General features: G+C 53.6%; 36 protein-coding genes. 32 read left to right on the top strand and 4 right to left on the bottom strand.

Features of this window, described 5'->3' with window-relative positions; translation table 11 throughout:
• Positions 1 to 340: 340 nt before the first annotated feature.
• From rpsJ to PKH29_05525, 32 genes are all read left to right on the top strand, one after another.
• Positions 341 to 652: a 30S ribosomal protein S10 gene (gene rpsJ, locus PKH29_05680; protein HNX14327.1), complete on the top strand. Its 312-nt coding sequence runs from the start codon at positions 341 to 343 to the stop codon at positions 650 to 652.
• A gap of 63 nt (positions 653 to 715) precedes the next feature.
• Positions 716 to 1,348 carry a 50S ribosomal protein L3 gene (rplC, locus tag PKH29_05675; protein ID HNX14326.1) on the top strand — a complete coding sequence of 211 codons (633 nt, stop codon included), beginning with the start codon at positions 716 to 718 and terminating at the stop codon, positions 1,346 to 1,348.
• 19 nt (positions 1,349 to 1,367) lie between these two features.
• A complete protein-coding gene (gene rplD, locus PKH29_05670; GenBank protein HNX14325.1) occupies positions 1,368 to 1,991 on the top strand; it encodes a 50S ribosomal protein L4 in 624 nt (207 codons plus the stop codon).
• Complete coding sequence (gene rplW / locus PKH29_05665) at positions 1,991 to 2,287, top strand: 50S ribosomal protein L23 (GenBank protein ID HNX14324.1); 297 nt, start codon at positions 1,991 to 1,993, stop codon at positions 2,285 to 2,287. Before rplD ends, rplW begins: the two co-directional genes overlap by 1 nt.
• An 81-nt stretch (positions 2,288 to 2,368) precedes the next feature.
• Positions 2,369 to 3,202, top strand: coding sequence for a 50S ribosomal protein L2 (rplB, locus tag PKH29_05660; GenBank protein ID HNX14323.1), 834 nt, complete (start codon positions 2,369 to 2,371; stop codon positions 3,200 to 3,202).
• Positions 3,203 to 3,217: 15 nt separating this feature from the next.
• Positions 3,218 to 3,529 carry a 30S ribosomal protein S19 gene (rpsS, locus tag PKH29_05655; GenBank protein HNX14322.1) on the top strand — a complete coding sequence of 104 codons (312 nt, stop codon included), beginning with the start codon at positions 3,218 to 3,220 and terminating at the stop codon, positions 3,527 to 3,529.
• A gap of 20 nt (positions 3,530 to 3,549) precedes the next feature.
• On the top strand, positions 3,550 to 3,885 hold the full coding sequence (rplV, locus tag PKH29_05650; GenBank protein ID HNX14321.1) for a 50S ribosomal protein L22: 336 nt from the start codon (positions 3,550 to 3,552) through the stop codon (positions 3,883 to 3,885).
• A gap of 17 nt (positions 3,886 to 3,902) precedes the next feature.
• Positions 3,903 to 4,691: a 30S ribosomal protein S3 gene (rpsC, locus tag PKH29_05645; protein ID HNX14320.1), complete on the top strand. Its 789-nt coding sequence runs from the start codon at positions 3,903 to 3,905 to the stop codon at positions 4,689 to 4,691.
• Positions 4,678 to 5,103: a 50S ribosomal protein L16 gene (gene rplP, locus PKH29_05640; protein ID HNX14319.1), complete on the top strand. Its 426-nt coding sequence runs from the start codon at positions 4,678 to 4,680 to the stop codon at positions 5,101 to 5,103. The genes rpsC and rplP overlap by 14 nt, the downstream gene beginning before the upstream one ends.
• A complete protein-coding gene (rpmC, locus tag PKH29_05635) occupies positions 5,100 to 5,303 on the top strand; it encodes a 50S ribosomal protein L29 (protein HNX14318.1) in 204 nt (67 codons plus the stop codon). The genes rplP and rpmC overlap by 4 nt, the downstream gene beginning before the upstream one ends.
• Positions 5,304 to 5,316: 13 nt before the next feature.
• Positions 5,317 to 5,577 carry a 30S ribosomal protein S17 gene (rpsQ, locus tag PKH29_05630; GenBank protein ID HNX14317.1) on the top strand — a complete coding sequence of 87 codons (261 nt, stop codon included), beginning with the start codon at positions 5,317 to 5,319 and terminating at the stop codon, positions 5,575 to 5,577.
• 13 nt (positions 5,578 to 5,590) lie between these two features.
• The gene (gene rplN / locus PKH29_05625) at positions 5,591 to 5,959 is read left to right on the top strand and encodes a 50S ribosomal protein L14 (GenBank protein ID HNX14316.1); all 369 of its coding nucleotides are present in this window, start codon (positions 5,591 to 5,593) and stop codon (positions 5,957 to 5,959) included.
• A gap of 15 nt (positions 5,960 to 5,974) precedes the next feature.
• Positions 5,975 to 6,298 carry a 50S ribosomal protein L24 gene (gene rplX / locus PKH29_05620; protein ID HNX14315.1) on the top strand — a complete coding sequence of 108 codons (324 nt, stop codon included), beginning with the start codon at positions 5,975 to 5,977 and terminating at the stop codon, positions 6,296 to 6,298.
• A 15-nt stretch (positions 6,299 to 6,313) separates the two neighbouring features.
• Positions 6,314 to 6,853: a 50S ribosomal protein L5 gene (gene rplE, locus PKH29_05615; GenBank protein HNX14314.1), complete on the top strand. Its 540-nt coding sequence runs from the start codon at positions 6,314 to 6,316 to the stop codon at positions 6,851 to 6,853.
• A 16-nt stretch (positions 6,854 to 6,869) separates the two neighbouring features.
• Positions 6,870 to 7,055, top strand: coding sequence for a type Z 30S ribosomal protein S14 (locus PKH29_05610; GenBank protein ID HNX14313.1), 186 nt, complete (start codon positions 6,870 to 6,872; stop codon positions 7,053 to 7,055).
• 18 nt (positions 7,056 to 7,073) lie between these two features.
• Entirely contained in the window at positions 7,074 to 7,478 is a 405-nt protein-coding gene (gene rpsH, locus PKH29_05605; GenBank protein ID HNX14312.1) for a 30S ribosomal protein S8, read from the top strand.
• 23 nt (positions 7,479 to 7,501) lie between these two features.
• Entirely contained in the window at positions 7,502 to 8,050 is a 549-nt protein-coding gene (gene rplF, locus PKH29_05600) for a 50S ribosomal protein L6 (GenBank protein HNX14311.1), read from the top strand.
• A 254-nt stretch (positions 8,051 to 8,304) separates the two neighbouring features.
• A complete protein-coding gene (gene rplR / locus PKH29_05595) occupies positions 8,305 to 8,664 on the top strand; it encodes a 50S ribosomal protein L18 (GenBank protein HNX14310.1) in 360 nt (119 codons plus the stop codon).
• A 13-nt stretch (positions 8,665 to 8,677) separates the two neighbouring features.
• On the top strand, positions 8,678 to 9,193 hold the full coding sequence (rpsE, locus tag PKH29_05590; protein ID HNX14309.1) for a 30S ribosomal protein S5: 516 nt from the start codon (positions 8,678 to 8,680) through the stop codon (positions 9,191 to 9,193).
• A 14-nt stretch (positions 9,194 to 9,207) separates the two neighbouring features.
• The gene (gene rpmD, locus PKH29_05585) at positions 9,208 to 9,390 is read left to right on the top strand and encodes a 50S ribosomal protein L30 (GenBank protein ID HNX14308.1); all 183 of its coding nucleotides are present in this window, start codon (positions 9,208 to 9,210) and stop codon (positions 9,388 to 9,390) included.
• Entirely contained in the window at positions 9,387 to 9,827 is a 441-nt protein-coding gene (gene rplO / locus PKH29_05580) for a 50S ribosomal protein L15 (protein HNX14307.1), read from the top strand. Before rpmD ends, rplO begins: the two co-directional genes overlap by 4 nt.
• Positions 9,827 to 11,161, top strand: a complete 1,335-nt coding sequence (gene secY / locus PKH29_05575; GenBank protein HNX14306.1) for a preprotein translocase subunit SecY — start codon at positions 9,827 to 9,829, stop codon at positions 11,159 to 11,161. Before rplO ends, secY begins: the two co-directional genes overlap by 1 nt.
• A 9-nt stretch (positions 11,162 to 11,170) precedes the next feature.
• Positions 11,171 to 11,803 carry an adenylate kinase gene (locus tag PKH29_05570; protein HNX14305.1) on the top strand — a complete coding sequence of 211 codons (633 nt, stop codon included), beginning with the start codon at positions 11,171 to 11,173 and terminating at the stop codon, positions 11,801 to 11,803.
• On the top strand, positions 11,800 to 12,549 hold the full coding sequence (map, locus tag PKH29_05565; protein HNX14304.1) for a type I methionyl aminopeptidase: 750 nt from the start codon (positions 11,800 to 11,802) through the stop codon (positions 12,547 to 12,549). The genes PKH29_05570 and map overlap by 4 nt, the downstream gene beginning before the upstream one ends.
• 13 nt (positions 12,550 to 12,562) lie before the next feature.
• On the top strand, positions 12,563 to 12,781 hold the full coding sequence (infA, locus tag PKH29_05560; protein HNX14303.1) for a translation initiation factor IF-1: 219 nt from the start codon (positions 12,563 to 12,565) through the stop codon (positions 12,779 to 12,781).
• A gap of 22 nt (positions 12,782 to 12,803) precedes the next feature.
• Positions 12,804 to 12,917, top strand: a complete 114-nt coding sequence (rpmJ, locus tag PKH29_05555; GenBank protein ID HNX14302.1) for a 50S ribosomal protein L36 — start codon at positions 12,804 to 12,806, stop codon at positions 12,915 to 12,917.
• 30 nt (positions 12,918 to 12,947) lie between these two features.
• The gene (gene rpsM / locus PKH29_05550) at positions 12,948 to 13,316 is read left to right on the top strand and encodes a 30S ribosomal protein S13 (GenBank protein ID HNX14301.1); all 369 of its coding nucleotides are present in this window, start codon (positions 12,948 to 12,950) and stop codon (positions 13,314 to 13,316) included.
• A 21-nt stretch (positions 13,317 to 13,337) separates the two neighbouring features.
• A complete protein-coding gene (gene rpsK, locus PKH29_05545) occupies positions 13,338 to 13,748 on the top strand; it encodes a 30S ribosomal protein S11 (GenBank protein HNX14300.1) in 411 nt (136 codons plus the stop codon).
• Positions 13,749 to 13,767: 19 nt separating this feature from the next.
• Positions 13,768 to 14,391: a 30S ribosomal protein S4 gene (gene rpsD, locus PKH29_05540; GenBank protein HNX14299.1), complete on the top strand. Its 624-nt coding sequence runs from the start codon at positions 13,768 to 13,770 to the stop codon at positions 14,389 to 14,391.
• 110 nt (positions 14,392 to 14,501) lie between these two features.
• Positions 14,502 to 15,449 carry a DNA-directed RNA polymerase subunit alpha gene (locus PKH29_05535; GenBank protein HNX14298.1) on the top strand — a complete coding sequence of 316 codons (948 nt, stop codon included), beginning with the start codon at positions 14,502 to 14,504 and terminating at the stop codon, positions 15,447 to 15,449.
• A 36-nt stretch (positions 15,450 to 15,485) separates the two neighbouring features.
• A complete protein-coding gene (gene rplQ, locus PKH29_05530; protein HNX14297.1) occupies positions 15,486 to 15,827 on the top strand; it encodes a 50S ribosomal protein L17 in 342 nt (113 codons plus the stop codon).
• A gap of 113 nt (positions 15,828 to 15,940) precedes the next feature.
• Positions 15,941 to 16,705: a leucine-rich repeat domain-containing protein gene (locus PKH29_05525; protein ID HNX14296.1), complete on the top strand. Its 765-nt coding sequence runs from the start codon at positions 15,941 to 15,943 to the stop codon at positions 16,703 to 16,705.
• Between the two features lie 117 nt (positions 16,706 to 16,822).
• Here the strand turns inward: PKH29_05525 and PKH29_05520 are convergent, their stop codons facing one another.
• The 4 genes from PKH29_05520 to PKH29_05505 form a co-directional block, all read right to left on the bottom strand.
• Positions 16,823 to 18,436 carry a hypothetical protein gene (locus PKH29_05520; GenBank protein HNX14295.1) on the bottom strand — a complete coding sequence of 538 codons (1,614 nt, stop codon included), beginning with the start codon at positions 18,434 to 18,436 and terminating at the stop codon, positions 16,823 to 16,825.
• Between the two features lie 34 nt (positions 18,437 to 18,470).
• Positions 18,471 to 19,034, bottom strand: a complete 564-nt coding sequence (locus PKH29_05515; protein HNX14294.1) for a hypothetical protein — start codon at positions 19,032 to 19,034, stop codon at positions 18,471 to 18,473.
• A 94-nt stretch (positions 19,035 to 19,128) separates the two neighbouring features.
• A complete protein-coding gene (locus PKH29_05510) occupies positions 19,129 to 20,676 on the bottom strand; it encodes an ABC transporter substrate-binding protein (GenBank protein HNX14293.1) in 1,548 nt (515 codons plus the stop codon).
• Positions 20,677 to 20,881: 205 nt separating this feature from the next.
• On the bottom strand, positions 20,882 to 22,106 hold a 1,225-nt coding region (locus tag PKH29_05505), incomplete at its 5' end, for a hypothetical protein (protein ID HNX14292.1).

Genomic DNA, 22,106 nt, shown 5'->3' with positions numbered 1-22,106 from the left:
GCCTGTCTGAAGGACGGGTGTCCTTTGTCCAAAACAAAGGTTATGACTGTTTTGCAGCGTGCGAAGATGCAGAAGGTGGCCGGTCGGAATCACCAGTTCCGGCTTCCGGCGTAAAGACGCGAAAAGCGTCTTAAAACCGCTCAGGGGAATTTCTGCGGAGTATGTCCGGTCTATGAACCGGGCGAAATCAATGGTACACCATATACGTTTAAATTACGTAAAGGGCGTCGCCGGATAAAGTCAGGAAAAACGATCCGGCGATTTTAACGGGAACTTTGCGAAACACGCGGAAGGGTGTACAATTGAGCGGATCGCACAAATATTTTAGGAGGCGATTAAATTGGCAGTCAGCGAAAAAATCAGAATCAGAATCAAGGGCTATGAACACTCTCTGGTCGACGCGTCCGCGGCGAAAATCGTCGAAGCCGTCACGAGAACCGGCGCCAAGATCAGCGGACCCGTACCGCTGCCCACCGACCGCGAGATCATCACCGTCCTGCGCTCCCCTCACAAGTATAAGGATTCCCGTGAGCAGTTTGAATTTCAAACTCACAAGCGCATGATCGACGTGATCAAGCCCAACGGCAAGACTCTGGAAGCTCTGAAGAACCTCGAACTTCCCGCCGGCGTCGAAATCGAGATCAGGATCTGATACGATTAGACGAGGTCATGTTGGCGAGAGCCAACCAATAACCTGAAAAGGAGAAAAAAATAAATGAAAAAAGGCATTATCGGAAAAAAAGTCGGTATGTCTCAGCTGTTCGATGAGAGCGGCAAGGTCATCCCGGTGACCGTCGTGGTCGCGGGCCCCTGCACCGTCATCGCCCGTAAAACAACCGCCAACGAGGGATATGAGTCCGTCGTGTTCGGCTTCGGCGACATCAAAGATAAGCTGGTCAGCAAACCGCTCAAAGGTCAGTTCACAAAAGCGGGCGTCGCGCCCAAACGCGTGATCAAGGAATTCCGCTTCGAGGACTGCTCGGGATACAACGTCGGGGACATCGTCAAAGCCGACGTCTTCACAGCGGGCGACCGCTGCGACGTCACCGGCATCAGCAAAGGCAAAGGTTTTGCCGGTGTCATCAAGAGATGGAACTTCTCCCGTTTGAAGATGACCCACGGCTCCGGCCCGGTTGCCAGACACGGCGGTTCCAACGGCGCAAACACCGACCCGTCCCGCGTCGTCAAGGGCAAGAAGATGCCCGGACGCCTCGGCGGCGAACAGGTCACCATTCAGAATCTCTCGGTCGTCAAGATCGATGCAGAGAATAATCTCATCGCGATCAAGGGCGCCATCCCGGGCCCGAACGGCTCTGTCGTGTTCCTCAAGGACACGGTCAAGGCGTAACGCGGGAGGAGGAACTACAATGCCTACAGTAAACGTTATCAATATCAAAGGCGAAGAAGTCGGCAAGATGGAACTCTCCGATGCGGTGTTCGGCATCACGCCCAACACCACCGCGATGCATGCCGTCGTGGTCAATTACCTCGCCAATCAGCGTCAGGGCACCCAGTCGACCAAGACACGTGCCGAAGTCAGCGGCGGCGGCAAAAAGCCGTGGCGTCAAAAGGGCACCGGCCGCGCAAGACAGGGTTCTACCCGCGCTCCGCATTTCAGACACGGCGGTATCGCGTTCGGCCCGAAGCCGCGTGATTACCGGTACTCGCTCAACAAAAAGCTCAAGCGCCTCGCGATGAAGTCCGCGCTGTCTTCCAAAGCAGCCGAGGGCTCGATCATCGTGCTCGACACGCTGGCGCTCGAAGAAATCAAAACCAAGACCATGGCAGAGATCCTCTCCGCCGTCGGTTTCAAAAACAAGGCCCTGCTGGTCATGCCGGAAGTCAATGAAAAGGTGATTCTGAGCGCCCGAAACATCGAAGGCCTCACACCTGCCATCACCGGCGAGATCAATGTCTATGACATACTCAACAACAACCAGATGATCATCGTCAAAGCGGCGGTCGAAAAACTCGAGGAGGTGTACGCGTAATGTCCAAAACGGCACAGGATATCATTCTCCGCCCGGTTGTGACCGAATCCTCCATGGCGGGAATGAAACAGAAAAAGTACGCCTTTGAAGTCGATAAAAACGCCGACAAGCGCGAAATCGCCAAGGCGGTCGAAGAACTGTTCAGCGTAAAGGTCGCCAAGGTCAATACCCTGCATGTCCGCGGACGCATGAAGAGAGTCCGTATGGAACCCGGGTACACATCGTCCTGGAAAAAGGCGATCGTTACTCTGAAACCCGATTCGAAGGGCATCGAGTTCTTCGAAGGCATGAACTGATAAAGTTCAAACGTCCCATTGTGGAAAGTATGGGCGCAGTTGCCGGGCGCCCGCAAAACCGATTGAGGAGTGTGAATAAAAATGGCTATCAAGAGCTATCGTCCCACAACGCCCTCGCGCCGCGGGATGACAGTCACGGATTATTCCCAGCTTACCAAAACAGCTCCCGAAAAGAGCTTAACGAAGACCATCAAAAAGAATTCCGGCAGAAACAACACCGGAAGAATCACGGTCAGACACCGCGGCGGCGGCTATCGCGTCAAATATCGCATCATCGATTTCAAACGCGACAGATACAATATGCCCGCCACCGTCAAGACCGTCGAATACGACCCCAACCGCAGCGCGTTCATCGCGCTCGTCGAATACGAAGACGGCGTTGTGAATTACATCATCGCGCCGCAGGATCTCAAAGTCGGCGACGTTATCCTGAGCGGTGAGACCGCTGACATCAAACCCGGCAACGCCCTTCCGCTCGCGTCAATCCCTGTCGGTACGTTTGTTCACAACGTTGAACTGAACTACGGAAAAGGCGCACAGCTCGTCCGGGCAGCGGGCAGCATGGCTCAGCTGATGGCCAAAGAAAACGGCTACGCGCTGATTCGTCTTCCCTCCGGTGAGATCCGCAACATCCCTCAGAACTGCTACGCGACCATCGGTCAGGTCAGCAATATCGACCACGAAAACGTCAACTACGGCAAAGCGGGCAGAAAACGCCACATGGGCTGGCGCCCGACCGTCCGCGGCTCGGTCATGAACCCGAACGACCACCCGCACGGCGGCGGCGAAGGCAAATCCCCGATCGGCCGGCCCGGTCCCGTCACTCCCTGGGGCAAGCCGACACTCGGATATAAGACCAGAGACAAGCACGCGCGCACCGATAAGTTTATTATCAAGCGCCGCAACATCAAGTAAGGAGGACTGTTTTAAATGGGTAGAAGCGTTAAAAAAGGACCGTTTGTGCAGACCGTTTTGCTTGAGCGGATCCGTAAAATGAATCAGGCCGGTGAAAAGCGGGTCCTCAAGACCTGGAGCCGCGCGTCGACGATTTTCCCCGATTTCGTCGGGCACACCATCGCCGTCCACGACGGGAAGAAACATGTTCCGGTCTACATCACCGAAGACATGGTCGGACACCGTCTCGGAGAGTTCGCACCGACACGTATATTCCGCGGCCACAGTGGTTCTAAGACCACCAACTCCGGTACCGCAAGCACCGGCAGCGGTCCCAGTAAATCGTAGCGGCAAAGGAGAGAATCGACATGGAAGCGAAAGCATATCTTCGGCACGTCCGAATCTCACCGCGCAAGGTCTGCATCGTACTGGACCTGATCCGCAACAAGCCGGTGAGTGAAGCGTCCGCAATACTGAAATACACCCCCAAGGCCGCCAGCCCGCTGTGCCTGAAACTGCTCAATTCCGCAGTCGCCAATGCCGAGAACAACAACGGCATGGACCGCGGCAAGCTCATCGTAAGCCAATGCTTCGTAGCCCCCGGCCCGGTGCAGAAGCGGATGCGCCCGCAGTCCAAAGGACGCGGAGTCAGAATCTTAAAACGCACATCGCACATCACGATCGCGGTTGCGGAGAAAGAATAAGGAGGAAAAGCGAGAATATGGGTCAGAAAGTAAACCCCAACGGCTTGAGAGTCGGCGTCATTCGCGACTGGGATTCCAGATGGTATTCCTCCAAAAAGGGTTTCGCCGATAAACTGGTCGGCGACTATAAACTGCGTGAATTCCTGAAGAAGGAACTTTATTCGGCGGGCATTCCGACCATCGAGATCGAGCGCAAGACCGGCAAGATCTTTATCAAGATCCACTGCGCGCGCCCGGGCAAGATCATCGGCAAGGGCGGCATGGACCTTGAAAATCTGCGTACCAAGTGCAAGCAGATGATGGGTGAGCCGGTTCAGATCGACATCATCGAAGTCAGAGCCCCCAACCAGAACGCTCAGCTCGTCGCTGAGGAGATCGCCAGCTGCCTGGAGCGCCGTATGGCCTTCCGCCGCGCGATGAAACAGGCGATGTTCAATTCCACCAGAGCCGGCGCAAGAGGCATCAAGACCAGTGTTTCCGGACGTCTGGGCGGCGCCGAAATCGCCAGAAGAGAAAATTATCACGAGGGCACCATCCCGCTGCAGACCCTGCGCGCCGACATTGATTACGGCTTCGCAGAGGCAAAGACCACCTACGGCCGCATCGGCTGCAAAGTGTGGATTTACCGCGGCGAGATCCTTGTGGATACAAGACGTCCGCGCAGAGACGACCGCGACAGCAGAGGTCCCCGCGACAACAGAGGCGGCAATCGCGGCGGCGAGAGCGACCGCAGACCGCGTGACAATCGCCCTCCGCGCACGAATGCAGACCGCAATGAAGGAGGAAAAGGCAATGTTGATGCCTAAACGCGTGAAATACCGCCGCGTCCAGCGCGGCCGTATGAAAGGCGTCGCGACCCGCGGAACCAAAGTCACCTACGGCGACTTCGGTATGATGGCTCTCGAACCGGGTTGGGTCAAATCCAACCAGATCGAAGCGGCGCGTATTGCCATGACTCGCTACATCAAAAGAGGCGGTCAGGTATGGATTAAAGTATTCCCCGACAAGCCCGTGACCGAGAAGCCGGCCGAGACCCGCATGGGTTCCGGCAAAGGCTCGCCCGAATACTGGGTAGCGGTCGTCAAGCCGGGCAGAGTTATGTTTGAGATCAGCGGCATCGATGAGGCGACAGCCCGTGAGGCCGTCCGCCTTGCCGGACACAAGCTGCCGATCAAGACCAAATTCGTCAGTAAAGAGAACGGCGGTGACGCAGAATGAAAATGAGCGAGATCAAGGAACTGAGCATGGCTGAACTCGAAACCAAGCTCACAGACCTCAAACAGGAACTTTTCAACCTGCGCTTCCAGCACTCCATCAATCAGCTTGAAAACCCCAATCGCCTGCCGCAGCTGCGCAAGGACATCGCACGGGTCAAGACCCAGATGACCATCAAGAGCAGCGAGAGCACGAACGCATAGGAGGGGAAACGCTATGGAAACCGATAGAAATTTGAGAAAAACCAGGACCGGCAAGGTCGTCAGCGACAAGATGGATAAGACCGTCGTCGTTGAAGTAATCGACAGCGTTCAGAATCCGCTTTATAAGAAGATCGTCAAACGCACCGCGAAGTTCAAAGCGCACGACGAGAATAACGAATGCAAGATCGGCGATACCGTCGAGATCACCGAGACCCGTCCGCTGTCCAAGGACAAGAGATGGCGCGTCTCCGAGATCCTCGAGAGAGCCAAGTAAGGGAGGAAAAATCGTGATTCAGCAGCAAACCTACCTGAAAGTCGCCGACAACACGGGCGCCAAGGAACTGATGTGCATCAGAGTCCTCGGCGGAACCCGCAGAAAGTATGCCAACATCGGCGACGTCATCGTCGCTTCGGTTAAAAAAGCGACACCCGGCGGCGTGGTCAAAAAGGGCGAGGTTGTCAGGGCGGTCGTCGTACGCACGGTCTCCGGACTGCGCAGAGAAGACGGCACCTACATCAAGTTCGACGAAAACGCCGCGGTCATCATCAAGGAAGATAAGAACCCCAAGGGGACCCGTATCTTCGGACCGGTCGCAAGAGAGCTGCGCGAAAAGGATTATATGAAAATCCTCTCGCTTGCTCCCGAAGTCCTTTAAGAGAGGTACTGACTTATGAGCAAGATGCATATTAAAACCGGTGACAACGTCATGGTCATCTCCGGCACCGACAAGGGCAAAAAGGGCAAGGTCATCGCGGTCAGTCCCGACGAGGGCAAAGTCATCGTCGAAAAAGTCCGCCTCGTATCCAAACACGTCAAACCCAAAAAAGAGGGCGAAGCGGGCGGCATCATCAAGGGCGAGAGCGCGCTGTATGCCTCCAAGGTCATGCTGATCTGTCCCAAATGCGGCGTCGCAACCAGAGTCGGCCACGGCGTCGACAAGAACGGCAACAAGGTTCGCGTGTGCCGGCAGCCCAAATGCGGCAATATGTTTTAAGGGGTACGAAAAATTATGTCAAGATTAAAAATTAAGTACACCAATGAGATTGCCGGCGAACTGATGAAAAAGTTCAACTATAAGAGCGTCATGCAGATCCCCAAGATGGAAAAGGTCGTTGTCAACGTCGCCTGCGGCGACTGCAAAGACAACACCAAGGTGCTTGACGCCATCATCGGCGATCTATCCGCCATCACCGGCCAGAAGGGCATTCCCTGCATGGCCAAGAAATCGGTTGCGAACTTCAAAGTTCGTCAGGGCAACGTCATCGGCGCAAAGGTCACCCTGCGCGGCGAACGGATGTATGACTTCATCGACCGGTTCTTCAACGCGGCGCTTCCGCGCGTGCGTGACTTCAGAGGCATCAGCCCCAACTCCTTCGACGGCCGCGGAAACTATTCCTGCGGCGTCAAAGAACAGCTGATCTTCCCTGAGATCGAATTCGACAAAATCGACGCGGTGCGCGGCATGGATATCTGCTTCGTTACCACAGCCAAGACAGACGAAGAGGCCCGCGAGCTGCTTGCAGCGCTCGGCGCTCCGTTCGCGAGATAAGCAAGGAGGAAAGACCGTGGCTAAAACATCTCAAAAGGTCCGTCAATCCAGACCTGCCAAGTTCAGTACGCGCGCATACACCCGCTGCAAAATTTGCGGCCGGCCTCACGCCTACCTCAGCAAGTTCGGCGTCTGCCGTATCTGCTTCCGCAACCTGGCTTATAAAGGCCAGATTCCGGGCGTGAAAAAAGCCAGTTGGTAAGTAGGAGGAGGAAATACAATGCAGGTTACAGACAGCATCGCCGATATGCTCACCAGAATCCGCAACGCGAGCTCGGCAAAGCATTCAAGCGTTGACATCCCCGCTTCCAACATGAAAGTCAGCATCGCCAAGATTCTGCTTGACGAGGGCTATATCAACGCATATGAGACCATCGACGACGGCGTTCAGGGCGTCATTCGCGTGACGCTCAAATACGGCTCGGGCAAGATCAAGACCGCGGCGCTCACAGGGCTCCGCCGTGTCTCCAAACCGGGTCTGCGCATTTATGCCAGCTGCGAAGAAATGCCCAAGGTCATGAAAGGCCTCGGCATTGCGGTCGTCTCGACTTCAAAGGGTGTTATGACCGATAAAGAGGCGCGCAAACAGAACGTCGGCGGCGAAGTGCTTGCCTACGTTTGGTAAGCGCAGGAAAGGAATAAATCATCATGTCACGAATTGGTAGAAAACCTGTCGCAGTCCCCGCGGGCACAAAAGTCGTCATCGACGGCTGCAAAGTCACCGCGGAGGGCCCGAAGGGAACGTTGACAAAGACATTCAACCCGCAGATGACGATCAAGCTGGAAGACGGCCACGTCGTCATTGAACGCGCCGACGATGAAAAAGAGACCCGCGCGCTGCACGGTTTGACCCGCGCGCTGATCCACAACATGGTCGAGGGCGTTACCAACGGGTATTCAAAAGAACTCGAGGTCGTCGGCGTAGGATACCGTGCGGCGATGCAGGGCAAAGATTTATTGCTCAACCTCGGTTATTCGCATCAGATTCTTTACAAAGCGGCCGACGGCATCACCCTTTCCATCATCGGCGCGCAGCAGAACCACATTCTCGTCTCGGGCCCCGATAAGGAGTCCGTCGGACAGAGCGCGGCCGAAATCCGCGAAAAGCGTGAGCCCGACCACTATAACGTGGGCAAAGGCATTCGCTATCTGGGCGAACATGTCCGCCACAAGGAAGGCAAAGCCGGCAAGAAGTAATCGAATTACCGGCATAAATAATGGCAAACGCAGCCGGTTTAAAGCGTTCATTCGCCACCGGCTGTCGAGGGTACAGCTTCTTTTGGCAGAGCCAAAAGAAGCGGCAAGTTTACCTCTTACGAGCTGAACTTGCGGCTTCAATCGGATTCTTTCGGAAATCAGGCAAGTTTATCTCTTTGGGCTGAACTTACGGGTTAAGACGAACTATTTGAGAGAAGCCGAACCTATATCTCAAAAACACAGGAGGAGAGAGCATGGTTAACAAGCCCGACAGCAATCAAGCAAGGGCGAAGAGACACGCCCGCGTTCGCGCGAAGATCTCCGGAACCCCGGAGTGCCCGCGTCTGTGCGTGTTTCGTTCCGCAAAGCACATCTACGCTCAGGTCATCGACGATGTGAACGGCGTCACTCTGGCGTCCGCATCCACATTGTCCAAGGACTTCGAGGGGTACGGCGGAAACAAAGACGCCGCCCGCAAGGTCGGCAAACTGGTCGCCGAAGCGGCGGCGAAAAAAGGCATCAAAGACGTCGTCTTTGATCGCGGCGGATACGTCTATCACGGACGTATTCAGGAACTTGCAGACGGCGCCCGCGAGGGCGGACTCAATTTCTAAGGGAGGGTTGAATTTGGCACAGAACGAAAGAGGCGGCCGCGGCCGCGAACAGAGCGAATTCTTAGAAAAAGTGGTTGCCATCAACCGTGTTTCCAAAACCGTTAAGGGCGGCCGTATCATGAAGTTTTCGGCGCTCGTCGTCATCGGCGACGGCAAGGGCAAAGTCGGATTCGGACTCGGCAAAGCGGGCGAAGTTCCGGATGCAATCCGCAAAGGCGTCGCGGACGCCAGAAACAACATGCATGAGGTCTGCCTTCGCGGCACTACGATCCCTCATGAAGTTATCGGTGAATTCGGAGCCGGCAGAGTGCTCTTGAAACCGGCGGCACCCGGTACCGGCGTTATCGCCGGCGGTGCGGTGCGCGCGGTGGTAGAAGCGGCCGGCATCAGTGATATCAGAACCAAGGCATTGCGCTCCAACAACCCCTGCAACGTGGTCAGAGCCACGATGGCGGGCCTGATGTCTCTGCGCAACGCAAAACAGGTCGCAAACGCACGCGGCAAATCTGTCAAAGAGATTTTCGAATAAGGGGGAAGCATAAAATGGCAGACCTCAAAATAACGCTTACCAAGAGCTTGATCGGCCGGTATCAGAAACATATCGACACCGCCAACTCCCTCGGACTGCGCAAGATCGGCGACGCAACCGTTCAGCCGGACAACGTCCAGACCCGGGGCAAGCTTGAAAAAATCAGTTATCTTGTCGACGTGGAGGTGCAGAAATGAAGCTCAACGAACTTTCACCCGCGCCGGGTTCCAGTTTCGAACCCAAACGCAAGGGCAGAGGCATCGGCTCCGGCAACGGCAAGACGGCCGGCAAAGGCCATAAAGGCCAGAAAGCCCGCACCGGCGGCGGTGTCCGTCCCGGTTTCGAAGGCGGCCAGATGCCGCTGAGCCGCCGCCTCCCGAAGCGCGGTTTTACCAACATCTTTGCAAAAATATACGTCGGCGTCAACGTCAGCGCACTTGAAAAATTCGATAACGGCGCAGTGGTCGACAGCAAGGCACTCCTCGAAAAACGGATCATCCGCAAGACGGGCGACGGGCTCAAGATTCTCGGCAGCGGGAATCTGACCAAGAAGCTCACCGTCAAAGCGGCCGCATTCAGCGAGAGCGCCAAACAGAAGATTGAAGCGGTCGGCGGAACAGCAGAGGTGGTATGATGTTTAAGACAATTCGTAACGCGTTCGCTATTCCCGAACTGCGCAAGAAGATCTTTTACACATTCCTCATCATCGCGATTTTCCGCATCGGCGCGGTCATGGTCACGGTTCCGTTCGTGGATCCGGCGGCGCTCACCGCTGCCGCAGGCAACCAATATCTGAGTTATATCAACCTGTTCACCGGCGGCGGCTTCGAAAAAGGCACCTTGTTCGCACTCTCGATTTCGCCGTATATCACATCCTCGATTATCGTCCAATTGCTGACCGTCGCGATCCCGTCCTGGGAGCGCATGCAGAAAGAGGGCGAAGAGGGCAGGAAAAAACTCGGCCAGGTCACCCGTGCCGGCACGGTCATCATGGCGCTGATCGAAGGCTTCTCGTACTTCATGTATCTGCGCAATACCGCTGCCCTGTCGGATGCGGTCATCTATAAAGACGGATTTCAGGGCATCTTCAGCGCGGTCGTCATCATCGCCAGCTATATCGCGGGCGCGACTCTGATGATGTGGCTCGGCGAGCAGATCAACAAAAAGGGCATCGGCAACGGCGTCTCCTTACTGCTGTTTGCCGGTATCGTCGCGAATTTCGACTCAATCATCAGCTCACTCACCAGCGCCTGGAAGAATTACGCGCCGGAAAAGCCGATCTATTACGGCATCGTGCCGCTGCTTGCAGTCCTGCTGTTGGTTGAGATTTACTTCGTCGTCTATATGGACGCCGCGGAGCGCCGCCTGCCGGTTCAGTACGCCAAACGTGTCGTCGGCAGAAAGGTCTACGGCGGCCAGAACACCAATATGCCGCTGAAAGTCAACATGGCGAACGTCCTCCCGGTCATCTTCGCCAACTCCCTTCTGTCGCTGCCGACCATGCTGCTCGGCTTCGGCGTGGGTGTTACCGCATATGATTCCAGCGGAAATCCGAGCGCGTTTACTGGCTTCGGCAACTTCCTGAAATGGTTCAGCTACCAGGGCGCCGCATACATGATCTTGTATATCGTCCTGATCGTCGCGTTTGCGTACTTCTACATCTCGATCACCTACAATCCGGTCGAAATGGCGAATAACCTGCGTAAAAACAGCGGAACCATCCCCGGAATCCGTCCCGGCAAACCCACTTCGGATTATATCTCCCGCGTTTTGTCAAGGATTATTCTGATCGGCGCTTTGGCGCTGTCCATCGTCGTTTTGGTCCCGATGCTCACCGGCTCGCTGACCAACATCAATTTGGCTCTCGGCGGAACGACCATCATCATCGTCGTCGGCGTCGCAATCGAGACGGCCAGAACGCTTGAATCCCAGATGCTCATGCGGCATTACAAGGGATTCCTTGAATAATCTGTTATCATGAGAGTCATTTTACTCGGGGCGCCGGGCGCCGGCAAGGGCACGCAGGCAGAAGCGGTCTGCAAGGCCCTGAATATCCCCGCAATCTCCACGGGCAATATCCTCAAAGCCGCGATGAAAGAGGGAACTCCGCTCGGTCTATCGGCGAAGTCCTTCATCGAGAGCGGTCAGCTCGTCCCGGACGACGTCATCATCGGCATCGTCAAGGCGCGCATCAGGGAGGATGACTGCAAAAACGGGTTTTTGTTTGACGGATTTCCCCGCACGATTGCTCAGGCGGAGGCACTTGATCAAATGGGCGTCACCATTGACCGGGTGATCAACATCCGGGCTTCCGACGATCTGATCATCCGGCGCATCGGCGGCAGAAGAAGCTGCCCGGCCTGCGGCGCTGTGTTTCACATCGAGCACAAGAAGCCGAAGAGCGATAATCTGTGCGACAACTGCGGCGAAAAACTCGTCATCCGAAGCGACGACGAACCGCAGACCGTTCAAAAAAGACTTCAGGTCTATCGTTCCCAAACCAAACCGCTCGAACGGTTTTACGCCGAAAAAGGTCTTTTGTTCGAAGTGGACGGCGAGAAAGACTCCTCGCTCGTGACTAAGGATATCCTCGGGGTATTGGGACAATGATCGCTGTGAAAAATGCCGCCCAGCTGGCCGCGATGCGAAACGCCTGCAGAATTGCCGCTAACGCGCTGGCAGTGGGCGCGGCAGAGATCGGGGAAGGGGTAACGACCGCCCACATCGATGCCGCAATCAAAAAATATATATTCTCCCAATCGGCCAAACCCAGCTTTTTGGGATATAACGGTTTTCCGGCTTCCGCCTGCATCTCGGTCAATGACGAAGTCATCCACGGGATTCCCGGCGGACGGAAACTGTGTAAAGGAGATATCGTCGGTATCGACGTGGGCGCCTTTTTTGAGGGTTTCCACGGGGATACGGCGGGGACATTTCCGGTCGGAGCGTGCGATCCCGAGGACCGGCGGCTGCTGGAGGTCACGAAAAACGCGCTGTCCGCGGGAATGGCTGCCGCCAAAGCCGGAAACAGAATCGGAGATATTTCGAACGCGGTGCAGACTGTGGTTGAGAGCGCCGGATTCTCGGTGGTGCGCGACTACGTGGGGCACGGTGTCGGCGAAAAACTCCACGAGGATCCCGAAGTCCCCAACTTCGGAAGTCCCGGACACGGCCCGCGGCTTGTCGAGGGTATGACGATCGCAATCGAGCCGATGGTCAACGCCGGCGGCTGGGAGATCGACGTCCTCGACAACAACTGGACAGTGGTCACAACGGACGGTAAAAAATCCGCGCATTTCGAACACACCGTTTTGATTACGGCCGACGGCGGGAAACCGCTGACGACAGCTGATTGAGGGAGGTAGTTGCTTGTCGAAAGATGATGTCATCGAATTGGAAGGCGTGATTTTGGAAGCCCTTCCGAACGCCCAGTTCACCGTTCAGCTCGCGAACGGACACAAACTTCTGGCGTACATTTCAGGAAAACTGCGGATGAATTTTATCCGCATATTGCCCGGAGACAAGGTCACGGTGGAGATCTCTCCCTACGATTTGTCCAAAGGCAGAATAACATGGCGCTCAAAGTGAGCATAACAGGAGGTAATCAAAGATGAAAGTGAGACCTTCAGTGAGACCTATGTGCGAAAAGTGCAAGGTGATTAAACGCAAAGGCAAGGTTATGGTTATTTGCGAGAATCCCAAACACAAGCAGCGCCAGGGTTAGAACTGACAAACTAAACGGAGGTGTATTTGTTTGGCACGAATTGCCGGTATTGATCTGCCCCGTGAGAAACGGGTCGAGATCGGGCTGACCTATATTTTTGGGATCGGCCGCAAACTCTCTAACGACATCCTCGCCCAGACGGGCGTAAATCCCGATACCCGCGTCAAGGATCTGACCGAAGAGGACGTCTCCAAGATCAGGGAATGCATCGACAAGAGCTACCGGGTCGAAGGCGATCTGCACCGCGAAGTGCAGCTCAACATCAAGCGACTGGTCGAGATCGGCTCCTATCGCGGAACCCGTCATCGCAAGGGTCTTCCGGTGCGCGGTCAGCGCTCCAAGACCAACGCCAGAACCCGCAAGGGTCCGAAGCGTACCATCGCAAACAAGAAGAAGTAAGCGGGGAGGGCATCACAAAAAATGGCTACTACGACAAACGCGAAAAAAGCAACCGCTACGACGCGCCGCCGCAAAGAGCGCAAGAATATCGACCGCGGCGTCGCACACATTCAATCGAGTTTCAATAACACCATCGTCACTATTTCCGATACCCAGGGCAACGTCATCTCATGGGCGAGCTCGGGCGAGATGGGATTCCGCGGCTCCAAGAAGTCCACGCCGTTTGCGGCGCAGACAGCGGCTGAAGCGGCGGCAAAACTCGCTATGGACCACGGCATGAAAACCGTCGACGTCTTCGTCAAAGGCCCCGGTTCGGGACGCGAAGCCGCGATCAGAGCGCTTCAGGCGACCGGCCTGGACATCACGCTGATCAAAGACGTTACGCCCATTCCGCACAACGGCTGCCGTCCGCCGAAAAGAAGACGCGTATAGTTTAATGGAGGGTTAAGAAATGGCAAGATATACCGATTCGGTGTGCCGCCTCTGCCGCAGAGAGGGCCAAAAGCTCTTTTTGAAAGGCGATCGCTGCTATACCGACAAGTGCGCCGTGTCCCGCAGACCCGGGGTCCCCGGACAGCACGGACAGGGCAGAAAAAAGACCAGTGAATACGGCATCCAGATGCGTTCAAAACAGAAAGCAAAACGCTACTACGGCGTCCTGGAGAGCCAGTTCCGCAAATATTTCGACATGGCGATCAAACAGCCCGGCGTCTCGGGTGAAAACCTGCTCCGCATTTTGGAGAGCCGGCTTGACAACATCATCTACCGCCTCGGTTTCGCGTCTTCGCGCAAAGAGGCCAGACAGATGGTTCTGCACCGCCATTTTACCGTCAACGGTTCGATCGTCAACATCCCCTCCTATCTCTGCAAAGCAGGCGATGTGATTGCGATGAAGGAATCCAGCCGCTCTGTCGAGACATTCAAAGATCAGTTCGAAAGCAATGCGAAACCCATTCCCGCGTGGCTGTCCGCCGACAAGGCGAACATGACCGCGAATGTCGCAGCTCTTCCCACACGCGAAGAAATCGACCTGCAGGTCGAAGAGCGTCTGATCGTCGAGTTGTACTCGAAATAATCCGGTATTTCCGTATCAATGTCCGCCCGGATGGCGGTTAAAAAAGGAGATATCGTTTGGCTGCGCGGTTTGTGAGAGCCGCGTGTTTACGGAAAAAAGGAGGGTTTTAATTGTTGGAGATTCAAAAGCCCAAAATAGAGATCAGCGAAATGAAGGCAGACGGTTCCTACGGCAAGTTCGTCGTCGAGCCGCTTGAGCGCGGCTACGGCACGACATTAGGGAACAGCCTGAGAAGAGTTTTACTCTCGTCACTGCCCGGCGTGGCGGTGACGTCGGTAAAAATAGACGGCGTACAGCATGAGTTTTCCACCATCCCCGGCGTCAAGGAAGACGTGACCGAGATCATCCTGAATATCAAGGGACTCACGGTCAAGCTCTTCTCCGAAGGACCCAAAACGGTCTACATCGAAGCGCAGGACGAGTGCGAAGTCACTGCGGGCAGCATCAAAGCTGACGCGGAAGTGGAAGTTTTAAATCCGTCAATGCACATCGCTTCATTGAGCGCGGGTGCAAAGCTGAACATGGAAATCGTTCTGGACAAGGGCAGAGGTTATGTCTCCGCCGAGAAAAACCGGGACAACTCTTCCGTGATCGGCGTTATTCCCGTCGACTCTATTTACACACCCGTCATCAAAGTCAACTACGCGGTTGAAAACACCCGTGTCGGCAATGTGACGGACTACGACAAGCTCACGCTCGAGGTATGGACGGACGGCACGATTTCCGCCCGTGATTCCGTATCATTGGGCGCGAAGATTCTGGGCGAACTGCTGGTGCTTTTCATCTCGCTCTCCGAAGGCGCGGTCGACAGCGATATCCTGGTCGAGCGCAGCGAGAAGAGCAAGGAAAAGGTGCTTGAGATGGCAATCGACGATCTTGAACTCTCGGTTCGGTCGTTCAACTGCCTCAAACGCGCGGGTCTGAATACCGTCGAAGACCTGATCAACAAGAGCGAAGAAGAGATGATCAAGGTCCGCAACCTCGGTCGGAAATCCCTCGACGAGGTCATCGGAAAACTGGCCTCTTTGGGTCTCTCGCTCAAAAGCGACGACGAATAATGCCGGCAACGGCTTTGATTAAGGAGTGTAGAAACAATGCCCGGAACCAGAAAACTCGGCAGGACGACTGACCAGAGAACCGCCATGCTGCGGGCGATGGTCACTTTCCTGCTGGAAAAAGGCAAGATTGAGACGACTGTCACACGCGCAAAAGAAGTGCGCGCGCTGGCCGATGAGATGATAACGCTCGGAAAACAGAACACGCTGCATGCAAAACGGCAGGTATTCGCGTTCGTCACCAAAGAGAGCGTTGCGGCAAAGCTGTTTAACGAGATCTCGCCGAAATATGAAAGCAAAAACGGCGGATATACCCGTGTGATCAAGACCGGTCCCCGCCGCGGTGACGCTGCCGAAATGGCCATCATCGAACTGGTATAACAAATAAAAGAAAGGACCGCCTGAACGGCGGTCCTTTGTTTTATGAAAATATTCCTGTCAATACTTCGGATGGATTATAATCACTTTGATTCGCGGAAAGGAGAATTCCGTGTATGAAGATGCAATTGACGCGCATTGCGATGGTATTATCTTTTTTGATCTTTGCCGCCACATGCGCTCCGGCGCAGGAGGCGCCGTCTGCTTCCGGGAATTCGGCGATTTCCTCAAAGGCAGCGGTTTCCGAAATATCCGAGTATGAATATCAGACGGTCGAAGGCGGCATAGAAATTATAAAATATAACGGCACAGAGTTAATGGTCACGGTGCCGGCTGAGATCGACGGAAAACCTGTGGTCAGCATCGGCGAATGGGCATTTTCGGGTTTGGAAATCTCCGAAGCGACGCTTCCGGATACGGTGACCTCCATCGGATGGGGCGCTTTTTCCGAGTCGGAAGCGCTCTTGAAAATCACCTTGCCGAAAAACCTGACCGTTATCGAAAAATACGCTTTTTCAAACTGCTGCGCGCTCGAAGAAATTAAAATCCCGGAAGGCGTGGCGGTCATCGGGTACGGCGCGTTTTCCGAGTGCAGCGCGTTAAAAAGCATTCAGCTGCCCGCTTCGCTCAAAAAGATCGAGTTCAACACCTTCGCGGGCTGCAAGGTTTTGACGAGCATCGACATACCGGCCGGCGTCACCGAAATCGAATACGACGCGTTTTATAAATGCAACGCGCTATCGCACATCGCGATTCCGGCGAGCGTCACCAAGATCGGAGAAAACGCTTTTGAGGAGTGCGAAAACCTCACCGCGGTCTGTTACGGCGAGTACGCGGCCGAGTATTGCAAAGCAAACGGGGTTGCCTATATCAAGGGATGAAGCAAGTTTAGTGTGAAGTGTAAAGCGACAAGGCAGAGCGCAGTTCACGGTTTATAAGTGTAAAGTGATTCGCAGAATGTTTCCGCATATTTTTTTCTCACTTAAATGCGATATTTATTACCCGTAATAATACGCGGTTTTCTTGCCGATGGCGGCGTTCATTTCGTCGAGCATTTGATTTCCGCCCATGTTGAGCAGTGCTTTTTTGTATTGGTCGACAATCTGCTGCACTGTAAAATCGGAACGTGTAACCGCAGCCGAAAAGTAACTCATATACATGGAATAAAGCTTATTATAATAACTACTGCTATTCGCCGTATAACCGTTATAAGTTGCCGATTTTATGATTTGATATTCCGGAGGCAATTGGACTACGGAGCCGTTTTGGAGGAAATCATTCAGCAGGTTCATCTGCGCTTTGTGATTTTCAATCTCCGAAGTTGTGGCGGCAGTCCCGTTTTGGCTGTATATAATATCCATGTACGAATAAGGGAAGATCTCCGTAAGACCGCCCGTTAAATTCGGCATGGCAGGAACAATAAAATTGTCATCCAAGTCTTGCATCATCGCCACCGTGATCGAGCCATCGCTGTTTTTAACGAATGTGTTTGATGAACCCAGCCAACACTCGAGATAGCTTTGTTCGGAACCGAACAGCAGATCGATGAAAAAATTGAGGGTCTCTTGGGGCTGCGGCGTGTCTTTGGTCATGGCAAAACCCTTCACATCGGTGAATGCGACCTGCGGGAATTCGGGATTCAAAGTCAGTACTTCGGTGCAGTCGGCATAATCGAAATACGGCGCATATTTCGAAGCCCAAAGCCCCATTTTAAAAAAATCGGTTTTGGTTGCATGCCGGTAAGAAAGCGCCCCGGCATTCGTGAGTTCCCGCAAATACGTCAGTGCGTCGACGGCGGCGGGTTTCGTCATCCAGTCCACAAAACAATCTGCCGTCGGATCATAATTAAATTGAACTGAGCCATCTTTTCCCGAGTAAAGGCCGAAAGCGGTCAGAATGTCCGCAACTTCGGAGACAGTGGCGCTGTCGGTGGCTTTTTTAGCGTTCTGTATATAGTTCAATGCAAAATTACGGAATGAATCGAGATCGGTCACCGCAATCCCGGTCTTTTGAAGCGCTTCATTATGGATGATACGGGCGTTTTGGATCGGGGAAACGGATGTCGGAATCGCATAGATACGGCCGTTGATTTCGTAAATGGATTTAAAATCTTCGGGCAGGGCCTTCCAAACCGGGTTATCGGCGAGGTAATCGTCCAGAGGCATATATGAATCGGACCCGGTAACGGCTTTTTTCAGGGCTTCGACGGAGCCGATTTGCGTTAAACCGACATATTCCGGTTTGGGCGCCGGAGTCGGGGCAGGTTCCACGTCTTTGGATACCCGCGGAGGACCGTCGGTATTATAATCGGGCTTTTTGGGAAACGCCTCATAACCGGTGTTGTTTACATAGGCGTTATAATTCGGATAGATGTGAAGGGTGATACCGTACCGTGCGGATGTTTCATCAAGCCATTGCTGCCTGATTCGATCGGTATTGACCGCGCCGGTCGCTTTAAAAAAATCGGGCGCGATGATGCTGACGGATTCGGGATAGTTGATGTTCTTCGCCCGAAGCTCATCCGGCAGAGAAGTTGACGACGGTGCGCAGGCTGCAAGGAACAGCAGACAGCTGACAAATAAAGAGACTAAGGGTTTATAATGATGATTCATAACGTTCTCCTTTTCAAAACGCGGCGATCGGCTTTCAGTTTAAAAACGCCTTCCCGCCGCGGCAGAACCCGATCAACGGTATGAGGGCAAAAAAGATGAGGGCGATATAGGCACTCAATACGGTGAAAAAGGCGAGCGCCGCGGCGATGAGGTGTTTTCTGCGTTCCTTCGCGGGCAGGCGGCGGAGTATGCCGTGAAGACGGAGGAAATACTGAAAGGAAAAGTACAGCGCCACCGCAAGGCATAACAAGCCGCCAAGAACCGTACCGATATAAAGCGCGGTGTTCATGTACAATTTGAACGTGCATATGACGGTTACGGCAGCGACAGGGCCTAACAACTGAAAAAGGCGCCAGAAAACATGAGCCCAGGTATGAAAGGGTTTTATGACGATGGCATACATGCCCCGCCGGTTGGTGTCTTTTAAATCTTTTGCCTCACTTCGGTTCCACATTTCTTCCGCTTCGCTTTCGGCCGCGAATTCGTCGGTGGATTTCGCGCATACCGAACATTCGCAGTAAAAACCGACGCGTTCCGCTTCGGCCTCGTATAGCGCGGCTTCCCGGCCGCAGATCGGACAAGGTTTTAAGGATGCCATTTTCGAATGCCTCCTTAATTGGAAATTTGACAGAGCGCCGGGCCGAAGCCCGTGCGGGCCGTGGCCCGTGCGGAGTTTGCTCTCCTTCAGTCGGTTATCCGTAATAATACGCGGTTTTTTTGCCGATGGCGGCGTTCATTTCATCGAGCATTTGATTGCCGCCGAGGTTCAGCATCTCTTTTTTATAATCATCGATGATCTGCTGCACCGTGAAATTTGCGGAAGTGACGGCATCTTGGATACAGGTCTCGTAAAGACTGCAAAAAGCAATGTAATTTGAGTAATAGGCAGGGCAGTTTATCATGGAATATGCCGGGGGAACCCTGACGGCGACACCTTTGTCTAGCGCATCCCTGAGGCCTTTATAGGCCTTATTTTTCTTTCCGGCTTCGGTCCCGGAAGCTTCGGTGACTATGCCGTTTTGACTGTACAGGACATCGGCGTCCGAATGCGGGAAGACGCCCGAAAACCCGCCGGTCAGATTCGGCGCTGCGGGGACGACATAACTCCCGTCGGAATTTTGCGCCATTTTCACCGTAATCGTTCCGTCGCTGTTGAGCGTATATCCGGAAGACGAGCCCAGCCAGCAATCGAGATAACTTTGCTCGGAACCATACATCATGTCGACAAAGAAGTTAATGGTCTCTTTGGGCTGTACCGTGCTCTTTGTCATATAAAATCCGAAAACCTGATTAAAAAGGACTTGCGGATACTGCGGATTCAAGGTCAGCGCTTCAACGGAATCATCGGAATTATTATAACCGAACAAAGACTTTGTTGAAACGGGTTTCGGTTCGTCGGAATCTTTGGGTTTATACTCATTGAAACCGCATTTCAATCCGCCCGCGGTATAGAGCTCTCTCAAATACTCCAGCGCGCCGACGGCATTGCCCTTGGTTAAAAAGTCCGTAAAGCAGTCTTCCGACGGATCATAACCGATTGGGTTTTTGGGGCCCTCGCCGTAATATAATCCGAAGGCATTTAAAATGTCGGTAATATCGTTATTGCCATTGGCAATGATCGTATAGTTTCCCGACGCTTTTGCATAAGCGGCGGCAAACTCTTTCAGCGATTGGAGATCGGTGACGGTGATCCCCGTCCGGTCAACCGCGTCTTTTTGAAAAACGCGGGAGTACATATAATCTTCAACGTTCGCGGGGACGGCATAAATATGCCCGTTCACTTTAAATGTGGATTTGAGCTCCTCGGGCAGAGCATTCCAAACTGCGTTATCGGCAAGGTATTCGTCCAGCGGAAGCGCTAAATCGGAATTGACGATCTCCTGAAGGTAAGCGATCGATTCCGCTTGAGCCAAACCCGAAAATGTCTTTTTATCCACACCGGAAAACGCGGATTTAAAAGTACCGTCTTCGGCAAAAGAATTCGAAATGACGTTGATATTCACGCCGTAGCGGGCCGACATTTCGTCCAGCCATTGCTGCCCGGCGGTCCGGGCATTTTCACCGGCCGCGTTCCCGTCCCAAAAGAAATAGGGTGCGATGATGTTCAGGGTTTGGGGATAACCGGTTTCTTTCCCGAGCAGTTCACCCGGCAGCGAGGTGTTGGGTGCCGATGCGCAGCCGGATAAAAACATCATGCCGCAGATGATGAGTGAAACGGCGAGTTTGATCGGTTTTTTCATGATTGTTCCCCTTTCATATGTCACTTTACGTTTTAAAATATCTACTGTTATCTGAGCAAGAATCCCACCACCGTTGCAAGACGTCAGACGAATTATGAAATAATTCGTCAAGAAGAATTGCAAGCAATTCCTTCCCTCCCGCGTCAACGGCGCACCGTTGATGAGTACACCGTGACACAAGCGTCACGGCGGGAGGCAAGAAGGATTACCCGTAATAATATGCGGTTTTTTTACCGATGGCGGCGTTCATCTGGTCGAGCATTTGGTTGCCTCCGAGATTGAACATTTTTGCTTTGTATTCATCAAGGATCTGCTGCACCGTTTGGTCGGAACTTGTGATGGCCTTTTCAAAATATTCCGAATACAACAAACCGATGTCGGTTTTTCTCGCATCATATGCTTTCGAGTGCAAAACGAAGTATTTCAACGGAATTTCAACAACTGCCCCGCTTTTGAATAAATCATTTTGTTGTTTCAAAATCGAATTGTATTTTCCGTAAGAGGTGGTCGTTTCCATGTCGATAACGCCATCTTGACTGTAAAAGATATTCGCGTCCGAATAAGGGAAAATATCCGACAATCCGCCCGCCAGATTCGGCATGCCGGGATGGATATAGTTTCCCTTGGTATCCTTCACCAACTTAAATGTAATCGAACCGTCACTGTTCAGAATGTAATGGTCCGGGGTGCCCAGCCAGCACTCGAGATAGTTCTGCTCGGAGCCGAACAGCATATTGACTATAAAATTGACGGTCTCTTGGGGCTGCGGGGTGTCATTGGTCATGGCGAAACCCCGCCTGTATGTGGCGGCAACCTTCGGGTATTCAGGGTTCAGGGTGAATATTTCGGTGTACTTGTCATAATCGCTGTATCCTCGATAATTCGAAGCGATCAGGTCAACGGATTTTATCCCGTAGTTTTTCGTGGATATCGCACCGCCTTTGTACAGTTCCCGCAGGTATTCAAAAGCTTCAACGGCAGCGCCTTTGGTCATAAAATCCACATAGCAGTCCTCTTTCGGGTCATAGGCAAACGGGACATACTCACTGTTTCCGGGGTAAAGACCGTAAGCGTTCAGGATATCCGTCAAATCGGAGGCAGCGGTGCTGCCAATGGCGGGGTATTCGGTTTCTTTTGTATATGCAAGAGCGAAATCGCGAAAGGAGTTGAGATCGGTTACGGGAATCCCGATCTTCTCTGACGCTTCATTATGGATGACGCGGATGTTCAGTGTCCGGAAAAAAGAAGTCGGAATCGCATAGATATGACCGTCGACCTCAAAGAGAGATTTGAAGTCCTCAGGCAAGGCGTTCCAGATCGGGTTGTCGGCGAGGTAGTCCTCGAGAGAGACCAAAGAGTCGGTAGCGATGCCTGTACTCAAATCGGATTTGCCAGTACCGTTATCGGAAATCAAAAACAGACCCTGATAC

This window comes from Oscillospiraceae bacterium (assembly GCA_035353335.1).
Taxonomy (GTDB): Bacteria; Bacillota; Clostridia; order Oscillospirales; family JAKOTC01; genus DAOPZJ01.
Note: the sequence above shows the minus strand (reverse complement) of the source record. Positions and strands in the feature narration are given on the sequence as shown.

Coding starts and splice junctions, on each gene's coding strand:
- rplC (HNX14326.1), top strand. CDS start 716: ATGAAAAAAGGCATTATCGGAAAAAAAGTCGGTATGTCTCAGCTGTTC.
- rplD (HNX14325.1), top strand. CDS start 1,368: ATGCCTACAGTAAACGTTATCAATATCAAAGGCGAAGAAGTCGGCAAG.
- rplW (HNX14324.1), top strand. CDS start 1,991: ATGTCCAAAACGGCACAGGATATCATTCTCCGCCCGGTTGTGACCGAA.
- rplB (HNX14323.1), top strand. CDS start 2,369: ATGGCTATCAAGAGCTATCGTCCCACAACGCCCTCGCGCCGCGGGATG.
- rpsS (HNX14322.1), top strand. CDS start 3,218: ATGGGTAGAAGCGTTAAAAAAGGACCGTTTGTGCAGACCGTTTTGCTT.
- rplV (HNX14321.1), top strand. CDS start 3,550: ATGGAAGCGAAAGCATATCTTCGGCACGTCCGAATCTCACCGCGCAAG.
- rpsC (HNX14320.1), top strand. CDS start 3,903: ATGGGTCAGAAAGTAAACCCCAACGGCTTGAGAGTCGGCGTCATTCGC.
- rplP (HNX14319.1), top strand. CDS start 4,678: ATGTTGATGCCTAAACGCGTGAAATACCGCCGCGTCCAGCGCGGCCGT.
- rpmC (HNX14318.1), top strand. CDS start 5,100: ATGAAAATGAGCGAGATCAAGGAACTGAGCATGGCTGAACTCGAAACC.
- rpsQ (HNX14317.1), top strand. CDS start 5,317: ATGGAAACCGATAGAAATTTGAGAAAAACCAGGACCGGCAAGGTCGTC.
- rplX (HNX14315.1), top strand. CDS start 5,975: ATGAGCAAGATGCATATTAAAACCGGTGACAACGTCATGGTCATCTCC.
- rplE (HNX14314.1), top strand. CDS start 6,314: ATGTCAAGATTAAAAATTAAGTACACCAATGAGATTGCCGGCGAACTG.
- rpsH (HNX14312.1), top strand. CDS start 7,074: ATGCAGGTTACAGACAGCATCGCCGATATGCTCACCAGAATCCGCAAC.
- rplF (HNX14311.1), top strand. CDS start 7,502: ATGTCACGAATTGGTAGAAAACCTGTCGCAGTCCCCGCGGGCACAAAA.
- rplR (HNX14310.1), top strand. CDS start 8,305: ATGGTTAACAAGCCCGACAGCAATCAAGCAAGGGCGAAGAGACACGCC.
- rpmD (HNX14308.1), top strand. CDS start 9,208: ATGGCAGACCTCAAAATAACGCTTACCAAGAGCTTGATCGGCCGGTAT.
- rplO (HNX14307.1), top strand. CDS start 9,387: ATGAAGCTCAACGAACTTTCACCCGCGCCGGGTTCCAGTTTCGAACCC.
- secY (HNX14306.1), top strand. CDS start 9,827: ATGTTTAAGACAATTCGTAACGCGTTCGCTATTCCCGAACTGCGCAAG.
- PKH29_05570 (HNX14305.1), top strand. CDS start 11,171: ATGAGAGTCATTTTACTCGGGGCGCCGGGCGCCGGCAAGGGCACGCAG.
- map (HNX14304.1), top strand. CDS start 11,800: ATGATCGCTGTGAAAAATGCCGCCCAGCTGGCCGCGATGCGAAACGCC.
- rpmJ (HNX14302.1), top strand. CDS start 12,804: ATGAAAGTGAGACCTTCAGTGAGACCTATGTGCGAAAAGTGCAAGGTG.
- rpsK (HNX14300.1), top strand. CDS start 13,338: ATGGCTACTACGACAAACGCGAAAAAAGCAACCGCTACGACGCGCCGC.
- rpsD (HNX14299.1), top strand. CDS start 13,768: ATGGCAAGATATACCGATTCGGTGTGCCGCCTCTGCCGCAGAGAGGGC.
- rplQ (HNX14297.1), top strand. CDS start 15,486: ATGCCCGGAACCAGAAAACTCGGCAGGACGACTGACCAGAGAACCGCC.
- PKH29_05525 (HNX14296.1), top strand. CDS start 15,941: ATGAAGATGCAATTGACGCGCATTGCGATGGTATTATCTTTTTTGATC.
- PKH29_05520 (HNX14295.1), bottom strand. CDS start 18,436: ATGAATCATCATTATAAACCCTTAGTCTCTTTATTTGTCAGCTGTCTG.
- PKH29_05515 (HNX14294.1), bottom strand. CDS start 19,034: ATGGCATCCTTAAAACCTTGTCCGATCTGCGGCCGGGAAGCCGCGCTA.
- PKH29_05510 (HNX14293.1), bottom strand. CDS start 20,676: ATGAAAAAACCGATCAAACTCGCCGTTTCACTCATCATCTGCGGCATG.